This window comes from Paraburkholderia tuberum STM678 (assembly GCF_902833905.1).
Classification (GTDB): domain Bacteria; phylum Pseudomonadota; class Gammaproteobacteria; order Burkholderiales; family Burkholderiaceae; genus Paraburkholderia; species Paraburkholderia tuberum.
In genome coordinates, this window is record NZ_CADFGP010000025.1 from 79,679 (window position 1) to 92,365 (window position 12,687).

Annotated in this window: 11 protein-coding genes and 1 pseudogene; 5 read left to right on the forward strand and 7 right to left on the reverse strand. The window is 63.3% G+C overall.

The annotated features are described in order from the left end of the window. Window positions 1-318 precede the first annotated feature (318 nt). The 3 genes from shiA to HWY30_RS22105 all read left to right on the forward strand — a co-directional run bounded on the left by shiA (window position 319) and on the right by HWY30_RS22105 (window position 3,595). Window positions 319-1,638, forward strand: coding sequence for a shikimate transporter (gene shiA / locus HWY30_RS22095; protein ID WP_090809267.1), 1,320 nt, complete (start codon window positions 319-321; stop codon window positions 1,636-1,638). 414 nt (window positions 1,639-2,052) lie between these two features. Next, window positions 2,053-3,456, forward strand: coding sequence for an L-lactate MFS transporter (locus tag HWY30_RS22100; protein ID WP_090809265.1), 1,404 nt, complete (start codon window positions 2,053-2,055; stop codon window positions 3,454-3,456). A gap of 10 nt (window positions 3,457-3,466) precedes the next feature. Then, window positions 3,467-3,595, forward strand: a complete 129-nt coding sequence (locus HWY30_RS22105) for an MFS transporter small subunit (protein WP_090809263.1) — start codon at window positions 3,467-3,469, stop codon at window positions 3,593-3,595. Window positions 3,596-3,671: 76 nt separating this feature from the next. Here the strand turns inward: HWY30_RS22105 and HWY30_RS22110 are convergent, their stop codons facing one another. The 3 genes from HWY30_RS22110 to HWY30_RS22120 form a co-directional block, all read right to left on the reverse strand. Continuing rightward, entirely contained in the window at window positions 3,672-4,706 is a 1,035-nt protein-coding gene (locus tag HWY30_RS22110) for an SGNH/GDSL hydrolase family protein (protein WP_090810433.1), read from the reverse strand. A gap of 131 nt (window positions 4,707-4,837) precedes the next feature. After that, window positions 4,838-5,263 (reverse strand): DUF3830 family protein, encoded by a 426-nt coding sequence (locus HWY30_RS22115; RefSeq protein ID WP_018424716.1) that lies wholly within the window; start codon window positions 5,261-5,263, stop codon window positions 4,838-4,840. Window positions 5,264-5,563: 300 nt separating this feature from the next. Further along, window positions 5,564-6,475 (reverse strand): AraC family transcriptional regulator, encoded by a 912-nt coding sequence (locus HWY30_RS22120; protein ID WP_090809261.1) that lies wholly within the window; start codon window positions 6,473-6,475, stop codon window positions 5,564-5,566. A 182-nt stretch (window positions 6,476-6,657) separates the two neighbouring features. On the opposite strand from HWY30_RS22120, the gene HWY30_RS22125 reads away from it, so the two are divergent. Further along, window positions 6,658-7,659 carry a helix-turn-helix transcriptional regulator gene (locus tag HWY30_RS22125; RefSeq protein ID WP_090809259.1) on the forward strand — a complete coding sequence of 334 codons (1,002 nt, stop codon included), beginning with the start codon at window positions 6,658-6,660 and terminating at the stop codon, window positions 7,657-7,659. Between the two features lie 82 nt (window positions 7,660-7,741). On the opposite strand, the gene HWY30_RS22130 is transcribed toward HWY30_RS22125, so the two are convergent. From HWY30_RS22130 to HWY30_RS22145, 4 genes are all read right to left on the reverse strand, one after another. Beyond that, window positions 7,742-8,503 (reverse strand): ABC transporter permease, encoded by a 762-nt coding sequence (locus tag HWY30_RS22130; RefSeq protein ID WP_090809257.1) that lies wholly within the window; start codon window positions 8,501-8,503, stop codon window positions 7,742-7,744. Further along, entirely contained in the window at window positions 8,500-9,426 is a 927-nt protein-coding gene (locus HWY30_RS22135; protein WP_090810431.1) for an ABC transporter ATP-binding protein, read from the reverse strand. Before HWY30_RS22135 ends, HWY30_RS22130 begins: the two co-directional genes overlap by 4 nt. Window positions 9,427-9,682: 256 nt before the next feature. Beyond that, window positions 9,683-11,377 (reverse strand): tannase/feruloyl esterase family alpha/beta hydrolase, encoded by a 1,695-nt coding sequence (locus tag HWY30_RS22140; RefSeq protein WP_090809255.1) that lies wholly within the window; start codon window positions 11,375-11,377, stop codon window positions 9,683-9,685. Continuing rightward, window positions 11,374-12,489: an OpgC domain-containing protein gene (locus HWY30_RS22145; RefSeq protein WP_090809253.1), complete on the reverse strand. Its 1,116-nt coding sequence runs from the start codon at window positions 12,487-12,489 to the stop codon at window positions 11,374-11,376. The genes HWY30_RS22140 and HWY30_RS22145 overlap by 4 nt, the downstream gene beginning before the upstream one ends. A 66-nt stretch (window positions 12,490-12,555) precedes the next feature. Here HWY30_RS22145 and HWY30_RS22150 point away from each other — a divergent pair. Further along, a pseudogene (locus tag HWY30_RS22150) lies at window positions 12,556-12,624 on the forward strand (transposase); the annotation flags it as partial. Window positions 12,625-12,687 lie beyond the last annotated feature (63 nt).

Here is a 12,687-nt window from a genome sequence, read left to right on the forward strand (position 1 = left end):
TTTTTCAATATTCGGTATGTAGTATATCAATGACTGTTGTTTTTAAGATTACTTTCACGTTAGCACGCCGCGCGCTGCGTGGGTTCGCCCACATCATTCCCCCGCGACGGTTCTCCGTGGCGCTCGGTGTAAACACGCAAAACGCGCGCTATTCGCGCAGTCGCGAGCGATGATCGCGCATTTTCTCCATCATGCGGATTGTGAATCCCGGGTCGCGTCATTAACCTTCCGGACATTCCCTGCGCGGATCGATCGCATCGAAAGCCTTGCCCGGGCGGCGCAATCGATTAAAGCACATATCACATTGAAGGAGACTCGATGAGCACCACCCACCCGCAGGCCACAGTGGCCACTCACCGCAATGCGCGCAGTCGGGCTCGCAAGGCCGCGCTCGGCAGCTTTATCGGCGCCGTGGTCGACTGGTACGACTTCCTGTTGTACGGCATCGTCGCCGCGCTCGTGTTCAACGCCGAGTTCTTCCCGAACGTCGGCCCGGCGATGGGCACGCTTGCCGCGTTCGCGACCTTCGGCGTCGGCTTTCTATTCCGGCCGCTCGGCGGCTTCGTGTTCGGCCATTACGGCGACCGGCTCGGACGCAAGCGCATGCTCGTGCTCACCGTGATGATGATGGGTCTGTCGACGGCCGCGATCGGTCTGCTGCCGGCGTTCTCGACGATCGGCTGGTTGGCGCCGGTGCTGCTCGTCACGCTGCGCGCAATCCAGGGCTTTGCGGTCGGCGGCGAATGGGGCGGCGCGGCGTTGATGGCCGTCGAAAGCGCGCCCGAGAAAAAGAAGGCCTTCTACAGTAGCGGCGTGCAGGTCGGCTACGGCGTCGGGCTCGTGCTGTCGACGGGACTCGTCGCGCTGATCAGCCGCTCGATGGACAACGCCGCGTTCCTCAACTGGGGCTGGCGTCTGCCGTTTCTGTTCAGCGTCGTACTGGTGCTGATCGCGCTGTGGATCCGCTCGAGCATGGAGGAATCTCAGGAGTTCGTCGAGAAAGTCGGCCAGCATGGCGAGCGCCGTGTGCGCCTGCCGATCGTCGAAGCGCTGCTGCGCCATCCGAAAGCCTTCCTGCTGATCATCGCGCTGCGGCTCGCCGAGCTGTTCACGATGTACATCGTGACCGCGTTCGCACTGAGCTACTCGACCACGAACCTGCACATGCCGCGCGAGTTTTTCCTGACGATCGGCTTCGTCGTCGGCGCGCTCAGCTGCGTGACGATTCCGTGCTTCGCCTGGCTCGCGGATCGCTTCGGCCGCCGTCGCATCTATATGATCGGCGCGCTGGTCGGCGTGTTCAGCGCGGTGCCGTTCTTCCTCGCGCTCGAAGCGCGTTCGACAGTATGGATCGTCGTGTTCGCGGTGATGCTTGCCAACATCGCGCACGACATGGTCGTCAGCGTCCAGCAGCCGATGTTCACCGAGCTGTTCGGCACCGAGTACCGCTATAGCGGCGCCGGTGTCGGCTATCAGGTGGCGAGCGTGGTCGGCGGCGGATTCACGCCGTTCATCGCGGTCGCGCTGGTCAGCTTCGCGGGCGGCTCGTGGCATCCGGTGGCCGCGTATCTGGCGATCGGCTGTCTGATCTCGGTACTCGTTGCAGCACGCATGAAGACCGGGCGCAAGATCGATTGACACCGGCGGAACTCGCCGTCGATACACGACGGGCCGGCGCGGCGAAGAAGCCGCGCCGGCCCGTTTCTTTTTGTGCCGCGCGTCGTGCGCGTCTCCTTTATTGCTGACTTTGCATAGTGGCTCTAGTCGGAAGAACGAAGCAACCCGCTCGGAGCGTCCCACGATTTGCACGATCGCGTGAAGAATACCCACGTTTCACCAGGTTCACACCTTATGTCCGCCCGATTCATATTGCGAAGCCATCGTCCACGTCCTATTGTCGAGCCAGGCGCGATTTTGGGTACGTGGATCCAGGTCATATGAAATGAAAGGACATATAGCGATGACGCGACGGCGTGTGCAAGTTACACTCCGCCGCCTCAAGGTATATGCACGAAGCGCCGATAAACAGAACAACTGTAAGGAGACCCACTTATGAGTAGCATCAGCGAGCCGGGCGGCCAACGAGGCTCAGCCCCATTTTTTTCCAAACAGGCCACCGTCGCACAGCCCGGCTTTTCGCGCTGGATGGTGCCCCCCGCGGCGCTCGCCGTGCATCTGTGCATCGGTCAGGCCTATGCGTTCTCGGTATTCAACGGACCGCTGACCAAAGTGATCGGCATCACCCAGTCCGCGCCCGATGACTGGTCGCTGACCTCGCTCGGCTGGATCTTTTCGCTCGCGATCGTGTTCCTCGGTTTGTCGGCGGCATTCGCGGGCAAATGGCTCGAACACGTCGGTCCGCGCCGCACCATGTTCACGGCAGCATGCTGTTTCGGCGGCGGGTTCCTGGTGTCCGCGCTCGGCGTCTATCTGCATCAGATCGTGCTGCTATATCTCGGTTACGGCGTGATCGGCGGGATCGGGCTGGGGCTCGGTTATGTGTCGCCGGTGTCGACGCTGATCCGCTGGTTCCCGGACCGCCGCGGCATGGCGACCGGCATGGCGATTATGGGCTTCGGTGGCGGCGCGATGATCGCGGCGCCGTTGTCGGTCGCGCTGATGAACCACTTTCATAGCGCAACGAGCGTGGGCGTCGCGGAGACCTTCGTCGTGCTCGGCATCGTCTACTTCATCTCGATGACGGTCGGCGCGCTCGCGATCCGCGTGCCGCCCGCCGACTGGAAGCCGGCCGGCTGGACGCCGCCCGAAGTCACGCAGCACCGGCTGATCTCGCGGAACCACGTGCATATCGATCAGGCGTTGAAAACACCGCAGTTCTATCTGATCTGGTTCGTGCTGTTCCTGAACGTGACGGCCGGGATCGGCGTTCTCGGCCAGGCCTCGGTGATGATCCAGGAGAGCTTCAAGAACACCGTGACGGCGTCGGCTGCGGCCGGCTTCGTCGGATTGCTGTCGCTGTTCAACATGGGTGGACGTTTCGTGTGGTCGTCGGCATCGGACTGGATCGGTCGCAAGAACACCTACGCCATCTTCTTCGTGCTCGGCGCGGTGCTCTACTACTTCGTGCCCAGCTTTGCCGCGAACGGACAGATCGCGCTGTTCGTGCTGACGTACTGCATCATCCTGTCCATGTACGGCGGCGGCTTCGCGACGGTGCCGGCCTATCTCGCCGACATGTTCGGTACAGCGTTCGTCGGCGGCATTCATGGACGGCTCCTGACCGCGTGGGCGGCGGCGGGTGTAGCGGGTCCGGTGCTCGTCAATTACATCCGCGCATATGAAGTCGCGAACGGTGTCGCCAAAGCGGACGCGTACACGATGACCGTGCACATCATGGCCGTGCTGCTCGTGATCGGCTTTATCTGCAACCTGCTGGTCAAGCGTGTGGATGAGAAGCACCACATGACCGATGCACAAGTCGCCAAGGGCGCGTGAGGAGATCCGTATGTCGACCGTTCAAACCGTACATCCGACCAACAAGGTGATGCTCGCGGTGTTCTGGGTGTATGTGATGATTCCGCTTGCCTGGGGGGTGATCAATACGCTGACGCAGGCGATGAAGTTGTTCAAGTGATGACCTGATGGGGTGCGCACCCCGGCCTGGTTGAGGGGCGGGGTGCCGACAGCGCGCCCCGCCGCAGTATCCCCCCTCACCGCCCCAACCCACTATGCGCGATCTGCTGCTCGACGAACTGCGCAAACAACGCATGCATATGCGTCGTCGGATGCAAATCATCCGCGAACATGTAAGTCTGATCCGCATTGGCGCTCACGTAGGTTGCCGGCGAACATAGCAGCGCGGTGTCATCGGGCGTTTTCTTCGGATCGCAGGCCTGCCCCGTATTCGATACGGTAAAACCGTTCGCCTGAAAGCTTCCGATGACCTGATTCGTCCACGTGTACGAATCGACCTCGATCACCTTCGACTGCAGCCCATCGGTTTGCAACGCGGCGTTCAACGTGGCGTTGAAAAGCTGCGACAACTGCGTGAGATTCGAGCCACCATCGGCCGAAGCGAGCCCCTTCGGCGACAGCCCGATATTCGGCAGATTGATCACCACCACATGCGTGCCGCCGTTCTGCACGATCTGCCCGACGAGCTGGGCGAGCGTGGTGGCCGCCGCCTGCACGATCGGCGCCGCGGCGGGCAGGTTGCCGGCGCGGAGCACATCGTTCGCGCCCACCCACACGAGCACGAGCTGATTGGCATTGAAGCTGCCGTGAGCGCTCAGATAACTCGACAGTTGCTGATTGACAGGCATTTCGATGTTGCCGATGACGTCGCTCAGATAGTCGTACTGGTTCGCCGGCGTCGCCACCGTCGAGCCCCCTTCCGCGTAACCGAGGCCGCTCTGCGCACTCAGCTTATGCGTGAAATCGATCGTGAACGCGGCGCTGAGCGTATCGCCGTAGTATTGCGCGACCTCCTGGGCCCACACCTGGCCGGGGTTGGTCGTGAAACGCCCGCCTCCCACCGCGCTCGCGAGCGGCGCATAAGTCCCGACGTCCGACAGGCTGTCGCCGAACGTCACGACCTGCAGCTTGACGCCGCCAGCCGGCTCGGCCGCCGTGCCGCCGCCGCTACTCGACCCGCCGCTTCCGTTACCGCCCCCGCCGCAAGCCGAGAGCAGCACGATCGACATGGCAAAAACTACAGCGCGGACCTTGTCATTTATGCCTCGCATTTGCTCCTCCTCGCCGGGCGGGCCAGCGGTGTCGAGTGCCTCACGTGCGTGGTCGGTGCCGGATCGGTACCTGACCGCACGCGGCTCTTCGAACAAGCATCGCGTGTGCCCAGCAAGGAAATGCGGCTCGCTCAAAGCCTCTCGAACACCACCTCCTGCGCGCCTTCCCACAGCACCTTCGTGCCGAGCTCGCGCAGTTTTTCCTTGCCTTCGACGATCGTCAGAAAATGATTGCCCGCGAGTTGCCCCATCTTGCTCGCGAAGCAGCATGAGCCATATGCGAGGATGATCTCGGTCTCGCTATAGCCGCCCGGATAGAACAGGATGTCGCCGACCGATGGATGGCTCGTGTGATTCTCGAAGCCGACCGCGACGCCGTCGTTCTCGAGCTTGAATTCGCCGAGCGGCACCCAGCAGCCCTCACCGCTCCAGCGCACATGGATCAGCTTCTGCCGGTACGGCAGCAGCTTCAGGAACGCGGCCACGGTCTGCGGCGCATCGGGATGGGTTTCGGCGATGAAGGCGTGGCCGCAGGCGGTCATCTTGAGTCGGGTCATGGCGCGTTATCCGGTATGTGGGGTTCAAAAGCGGTTCGATTCTGTCGTCCGATGCAAGGTTTCGACAGATACAGTTGTCGGCGCCGCGGTCAGTCCAGTTAGACCACGTCCGATCGCGGGCGGCCGGCCGAACCGCGAAGCCTTGCTCCACGTGCCATGCCAGTTTGCACCGCGCGCCGCCACGAAAGTTCGTAGTTTGCAAGCCGCGCAATGCAAAGCACACTGCGCAAGTGCGTGATTCCGACTGTAGAAAGGCGAGCCGTTACGGCGTGCGCAGGCAAGCATCAGCCGGCGTGCATCTCAAGCGCGGAGCCGGTAGGCGAGCGGCGTCGCACCATAGCCACGCTTGAACTGCACGGAGAAATGACTGGCATTCTCGAAGCCAACTTCGAGCGCGATTTGCAGCACGGTTCGATCCGTGGCGCGCAGCAGCCTCGCCGCTTCCTCGAGCCGCAAGCGCGTCACGAACTGATGCGGCGTCTCCCCGGTCTCGCGGCGAAACACCCGAGCAAAATGAAAACTGCTTAGGCCGGCCTGCTCGGCCAGTTCGGCGATCGCCAGATCTTCGGCGAGATTGGTGCGGATGTACTCGGTCACTCGGCGGATCCGGCGCGGCACCAGCCGTTCAAGCCGCGTCGCGCCGCCGCGCCGCGCATCGTTGCCGCTCGAATAGTGCTGCAGCAGGTGCGCAGCGAGCGCGTGAGCCAGCGTATCGACATACAGACGCGAATCGGCCGGATCGCGGGCGGCGCGATGCAGCGCGGCAAGCATCGCGGCGATCAGCGGATCGTTGAAGCGCATCGCGTCGCCGAGCGACAGTTCACGCGACGCGTCGAGCCCCATCTGTTGCGCGACGCTGTCGATCAAATCGCGCTCGATGTGCACGTGCAACGTAGACAACGGCTCGTCGCTGAGCGAATGCCAGCGCCACGAGATCGGCGTGGGCGGCACGAACCACAGGTCGTTCACGCGCATATCGGCGCTTTCCCAAGCTCCGCCGAGGTTGCGTTCGAGATGCTCGGCGCCGCTCGCGAGCGTCATCAGCGTGAAGTCGCGCAAACCGGGCGCTTCGAGCAGGTCTTGCCGCACCGGCTCGAGATACGAGCGCAGCACCAGATGCCGCCACTCGCGATCCACGCTCGACACGAGTCGCTGGCCGGCCATGTAGCGGTCGTAGGCGAGCGTCGTCGTGAGCTTGGGAATTCGTGCCATCACATCCCCTCGAAGGAGGTGCCGTATGGAAGGAGAAACGCCGCCGTACCCGTATTGCCGGTCCACTGTCAGCGCAAGATCACAAAAATGATAGCAAGGAACCGGCTACCGACATTTCACGAAATCGCTAATCATTGAGGTTGTCGTCCTTCACGCGTTTAGAACGCCGGAGCTACCGTTTCATGGAACATGAATGCGATACGCTGCCGCAATGGCTGACCGGCTCGCCGCAAGGCGAAGCCGGGCACGCGTCGGCAGCACACCCGAGAGCGGCATCCGCCCAACCGGCTTACCCGGCCGGCGCGCGGCACGCCGCGCAATCAGCCCACGCGGCTGAAGCAGTGAAGATGTCTCCCCGCGCCGCGAATGGTGCGGGTCGCAGTGGCTTTCTGACTCTGTTCACCGAGGAAGAAATCGGCACGCCGTCGCCCGCGGCGGGGCGGGCCGCGCCGCTGATCGGTCCGCTCGGACGGTTCGGCAGCGCGCAGGACCGCATGGAGTTCGTGCGTCGGCGCATCAGGCAATTGGGCTTCGACTCGTTCAGCTATACCGCCACGCGCACGTCTTCGCATCACAAGACGATGTTCGTGTTGACGAGCTACGAGTCGCAGGCATGGCTCACGCGCTATTTCCGCGAGCGCTATTTCGAGCTCGACCCGCGCGTCGCGCTCGCGTCGCCGACCGGCATGCCGTTTCTGTGGAATACCGCCGACCTGCGCGCCGACCTGCCGCGCGCGCAGCTGCGCAGCGAGCGGCTCGCCGCGCTGATCGACATGCTGGAGGCGACCGACCGCAAGAGCGGCATTCTCACGCAGATGCCGCTGCCGGAGCCGGAGCTGAGCGCGAGCCTGTGCTTCAATTCGGAGATCGGCAACCCGCGCTGGATGACCGAATCGATCGTCGCGGAAACGCTGATGTTCGCGCACTCGATTCATGAGTTCATCTGGATGCACGCGAAAAGCGTGATCGGCATCGCGCCCGCGCAGCAGCAGCGCGTCGCGCTCAGCAAGCTGCAGCACGCGGTGCTGAAGGCGGTCGTGCAGGGGCAGCGCGACAAGGAAATCGCGTATTTCCTCGGGCTGTCGCCGCATAACGTCGACTATCATCTGCGGCGCTTGCGGCAGCTGTTCAACGTGCGCAACCGCGTGCAGTTGATCAATGTCGCACAGGCGTATCTGTTGTAGTTGTAGTCGGCGTCTGCGCGTATCGATGAAGAGGGCGCGACGGCTTTTCGCTGTCGCGCCCTCTGCTAATCGCGCGGTCTTATCAGCTTTTCAAGCGATAGCCGGTCCTGAAGATCCAGCCGACGATCACGAGGAACACCGCGAGAAACAGCAGTGTCATGCCGAGACTCAGGCCGACGCCGACGTCGCCCAGCTCGTAGAAGCTCCAGCGAAATCCGCTGACCAGATAAACGATCGGATTGAACAGCGTGACGGCGTGCCAGAACGGCGGCAGCATGTCCACCGAATAGAAGGCGCCGCCGAGAAACGTGAGCGGCGTGACGATCAGGAGCGGCACCAGTTGCAGCTTCTCGAAGCTGTCCGCCCAGATGCCGATGATGAAGCCGAGCAGACTGAACGTGACGGCCGTCAGCACGAGAAACAGCACCATCCAGTATGGATGCATGATCTGCAACGGCACGAACAGCGCGGCGGTCGCGAGAATGATGAGCCCGAGCAGGATCGACTTGGTGGCCGCCGCGCCCACATAGCTGACGACGATCTCCAGATACGATACGGGCGCCGACAGCAGCTCGTAGATCGTGCCCGTGAAACGCGGGAAGTAAATCCCGAACGACGCGTTCGCGATGCTTTGCGACAGCAGCGACAACATGATCAGACCCGGCACGATGAACGCGCCGTAGCTGATGCCCTCCACTTCCTTGATACGCGAGCCGATCGCCGAGCCGAACACGACGAAGTACAGCGACGTGGAAATCACCGGCGCGATGATGCTTTGCATCAGCGTGCGCCACGTGCGCGCCATTTCGAACTTGTAGATCGCGCGCATTGCGTAGATGTTCATGGGTTCCCCCGCAGCAGACTGACGAAAATGTCTTCGAGCGAACTCTGCGTGGTGTGCAGGTCCTTGAAGCGGATACCGGCGTCGTCGAGCGATTTCAGCAGCGCGATGATGTCGGTGCGCCCACCCTCGCCTTCATAGGTGTAGGTCAGTTCGTTGCCGCCGTTCGCGACCGCGAGCCCGTAGCCGGCGAGCGAAGCCGGCACCGTGTCGAGGGGGCTCTCCAGTTGCAGCGTCAACTGCTTCGTGCCGAGCTTGCGCATCAGCTCGGTCTTCTCTTCGACCAGCATGATTTCGCCCGCGTTGATCACGCCGATGCGGTCGGCCATCTCCTCGGCTTCGTCGATGTAATGCGTGGTCAGGATGATCGTCACGCCGCTCGCCGCGAGCGAGCGCACGAGCTTCCACATGTCGCGCCGCAGCTCGACGTCGACGCCGGCGGTCGGCTCGTCGAGAAACAGCACGCGCGGCTCGTGCGACAGCGCCTTCGCGATCAACACGCGCCGCTTCATGCCGCCCGACAGCGTGATGATCTTGTTGTCGCGCTTCTCCCAGAGCGACAGGTCGCGCAGCACTTTCTCGATGTAAGCGGGGTTCTTCGGCTTGCCGAACAGGCCGCGGCTGAACGACACGGTGGCCCAGACGGTTTCGAACGCGTCCGTGGTCAACTCCTGCGGCACGAGGCCAATCAACGAGCGGGCCGCGCGATAGTTGGAGCCGATGTCGTGGCCGTCCACCGTCACGCCGCCTTCGCTCGCGTTGACGATGCCGCAGACGATGCTGATCAGCGTGGTCTTGCCCGCGCCGTTCGGCCCGAGCAGCGCGAAGATTTCTCCACGGTGGATCGCCAGATTGATGTTCTTCAGTGCCTGAAAACCGCTGGCATAGGTTTTCGACAGATTCGTGACCGAAACGATTGGCTGCATGGACTCGATGATGGCCGACACCGCTGTTGAATGACAGGAAACGGCGCGAAGGAACGCGCCGCATCCGCAATGTAATGGAAAGTGCGAAAGCGTGCAGCGCACGCGAGCGGACGAACAGATCGTGCGGTTGCGGCGCTACGTGCGCGAAAAGGCGGTGGCGCTCGGGCTGTCGGCTCGTCGGGCGTGGGCCCCGGCTCGGTCCGCACGCTTTGTTGCGCGGCTCGCCGGTCAAACAGGCGCTGCGACGACTCAGACCTCAGGGCTGCGCACAGACAAAACTACTCGCCAGATTTACATTGCCTCGGCCGAGATAGCGCGGAAACCCGGGATAGCGGCACAGCGGCCGCGAGCGTCCATTCGTCGCCGCGGCGAGATCTGTGGCCATCAGCGTTTCGGGCGCGACGCCGCGCGTGACCCACGCGTCGAGCGCGCCGAGCAGATCGACCGATGGAATGAACACGCCGTTGCCATGCTGAAACCCCGGCACCATGTACAGCCGCATGAAGCGATCCACCTCGTCCTTGCCGAAACGCGCGACTAGCGCGTCGTGATATGCGATCGTCTGGTTCGGGCTGATCACTTCGTCGGCGAGACCCTGCAGCGTGATCAGCTTGCCGCCGTGCGCGATGTAACGCGACAGGTCGGGGTTCATCGCGCCGATCGTGCCCGACAGCGCGATCAGTCGCGCGCGATATTTGCCGGGGCGTTGCGGATCGAACGTCAACGAATCGAAGTCCGCGTCGCGCGCGACGAAGTAGCGCAGATAGCCGTCGCCTTGCGCGAACAGATAACCGTTCGCATAGAACGTCGGTACCGGTTGACGCCGCGGCTGATGCGCGAGCCCGAGCGCGCCGGTCAGTTGCGTGCCCTGGAACACGTTGTAGCCGCGATAGCCGCTCACCTCCCACGCGAGCCGATACGGCAGCGACAGCCCGTCGCGCATCGCCAGCAAGGTGGCCAGTTGCGCGTCGGTCAGACACGCATCGTCAGATGAAAGGCGCAGCGCGCAACGCAGCGAATCGACAATTTGCGCTTCGTGCGCGCGACATGCTTCGACGTCGCTAACGATGCCGTCCGCCATGCCGTCGAGCCGGTCGCATACCTCGAGCGTGCGTTGATAGACGCGTTCGAGCAGCGCCGGCGGCACGAAGCCGCCCGGCGTACCGTACTCGGCCTGGCCGAGCTTCACGCCGATCAGCCGCACGCCGGAAAAATTCAGCGCGGGCGCATTGGCGATCACGCCGTCGTAGTCGTCGGGGAAGCGCTGCATCACCGTGTAGCCTTCGCGGCCCCCCGTCGAGCCGCCGGCAAAATACATGCGCTGCGGCGGCCTGCCGTACGCGTGCGCGATCAACGCGAGCGCGACGTCATGGGTTTTCTTCAGATGCGCGTAGCCGAAGTTCGTCACCGCTTCATCGACGAGACCAAACTCCGCGAGCGACGAATCGCCGACATGCCCCGAGTCGTCACCGAACGTCGCGTAGCCTTGCGCGAGCGGCGCGCGATCCGGCGAGAACGGCATCACGCCGGTGCCGCTGACAACCACGCCGTTGTACCCGCCGCCGCCGATCTGCAACGCACGGCCATTCCAGCGACTCGGCAGATTCAGATCGAAGCGGATGTCGGGCGTTGTCCGATTCAGCGCCTTGATGCGCCCCGTGATGCGGCAATACTCGCCGCCTTGCTGATTGCCCGGCGCGGTCGCGCCGATCATCGCCGCGCTTTCGATCAGCGCGCCGGCCGTCGGGATCTCGATCAATTCGGGCGACAGCACCGCGCCCGCGAACTCCGCGCAGTGCATCGCGAACGGTGTCTCTTTGGCCTGCGCGGCCGTGCGATGCATCGCGAGCCACGCGAGCACGACGACGCTCATCACGGTTGCGAGTCCAACGAGCTTGCGCGTCGTGCGCATCGTGGTCGTGATGCGCACGCGGCGCTCGCGTCGTGTCATTCGCAACCCGCGCCATTCGCCTGTGCGCCCGACTGCTGCCCTTTCCAGCCGCTCCAGCCGCGCGCGATCATCAGCAGCGCGCCGATCGCCGCGAGGTCGCCGCCGAGCCCGACCAGCACCGCGCGAAAACCGTGAAACGTGTGCGGTGTCGCCGTGTCGATGATCAACGACACCAGCGTGCCGGTCACGAAGCACACGAGTCCGGTGCGCCCCACCGTCACGACGGCGGGCAGCCGCCTCGCTAGCCACGCGATACTGCCCATCCGCACGAACTGGGCTGCGAGCCACGCGATGACGATGAAATTGATCACACGTTCCACTGAAAGATTCTGCTTGTGCGTGCCGGGCAAAGGCTGCGTCAGCACGAAAAGTTTGACCATCGCGAAGCCAAGCACCGCGACCACCGCGACGCGCGTGAGCCACTGCGCGGTATAGCTCGCATGAAAACGTTCGCTGATCGGCTGCACGCGGCACAGCATACCGAGCACGAACATCAGTTGCCACGCAAACGGATTAAAAGCCCAGTCGGCGACAGCGTCAATGCTGAATAACGCGGCGAGCGGCCGCGCGACGGCCCACACCGCGACGCTCACCGCGAGCGCGAGCGATGCAGAGCGGCGCGCGAGCGGCACCATCACGGGCACGCATAGCGCGAACAGCACGTACATCGGCAGCACGCTGGACAGATACGGTTGCCGGCGCAACAGCGCGATATCGAATGCTTGACGCCATGGCTGCAACGCGAACGGCGGCCAGCCGGTCATTTCTACCATCGGCCGATTCAGATCGAGCAGCGCGAGAATCGCGCCGGACACGAGCGTCAGCATCGCCGTCAACAGATACGCGCAATAGATCTCCCCGCAGCGTTTGAGGAAGCGCAACTGCGCCGCGTGTTCGCCGCGATGCGCAAGCACCGCCGTATACGCCGCGGCCGATGCATAGCCGCCGAGAAACACGAACACCTCGGCCGAATCGCACAACGCGTACGCGTGCAGCATCAGATGCGATAGCGTGCTGCCGGGAATGTGATCGAGCACGATGACGATCAGCACGATACCGCGAAAGAAATCGACTTCGACCGATCGTCCACGGCCACGGCCTGGGGTTTCCATTCGTCTTCTCGAAGAATGCGCGCTGGCGGCACGCAAGAACGTCAATGGCCACGCATCAGCGGGTGCGATCCTGAACGCACGCAGGCTTTCTTATCGAGCTTCGGTCCGATCCGTCAGCACTTCGCGCTCAAGCGAAGGCCGGCATGACCAGCCGGATGGCGGGCTGTTCGCTAAAGGGATCGGTGGCTGGCGGAAACC

Bases quoted from the DNA above. Each gene is read 5' to 3' on its own strand.
- HWY30_RS22100 (WP_090809265.1), top strand. From the start codon at position 2,053: ATGAGTAGCATCAGCGAGCCGGGCGGCCAACGAGGCTCAGCCCCATTT.
- HWY30_RS22145 (WP_090809253.1), bottom strand. From the start codon at position 12,489: ATGGAAACCCCAGGCCGTGGCCGTGGACGATCGGTCGAAGTCGATTTC.
- HWY30_RS22130 (WP_090809257.1), bottom strand. From the start codon at position 8,503: ATGAACATCTACGCAATGCGCGCGATCTACAAGTTCGAAATGGCGCGC.
- HWY30_RS22125 (WP_090809259.1), top strand. From the start codon at position 6,658: ATGGAACATGAATGCGATACGCTGCCGCAATGGCTGACCGGCTCGCCG.
- HWY30_RS22120 (WP_090809261.1), bottom strand. From the start codon at position 6,475: ATGGCACGAATTCCCAAGCTCACGACGACGCTCGCCTACGACCGCTAC.
- HWY30_RS22105 (WP_090809263.1), top strand. From the start codon at position 3,467: ATGTCGACCGTTCAAACCGTACATCCGACCAACAAGGTGATGCTCGCG.
- HWY30_RS22110 (WP_090810433.1), bottom strand. From the start codon at position 4,706: ATGCGAGGCATAAATGACAAGGTCCGCGCTGTAGTTTTTGCCATGTCG.
- HWY30_RS22115 (WP_018424716.1), bottom strand. From the start codon at position 5,263: ATGACCCGACTCAAGATGACCGCCTGCGGCCACGCCTTCATCGCCGAA.
- HWY30_RS22135 (WP_090810431.1), bottom strand. From the start codon at position 9,426: ATGCAGCCAATCGTTTCGGTCACGAATCTGTCGAAAACCTATGCCAGC.
- shiA (WP_090809267.1), top strand. From the start codon at position 319: ATGAGCACCACCCACCCGCAGGCCACAGTGGCCACTCACCGCAATGCG.
- HWY30_RS22140 (WP_090809255.1), bottom strand. From the start codon at position 11,377: ATGACACGACGCGAGCGCCGCGTGCGCATCACGACCACGATGCGCACG.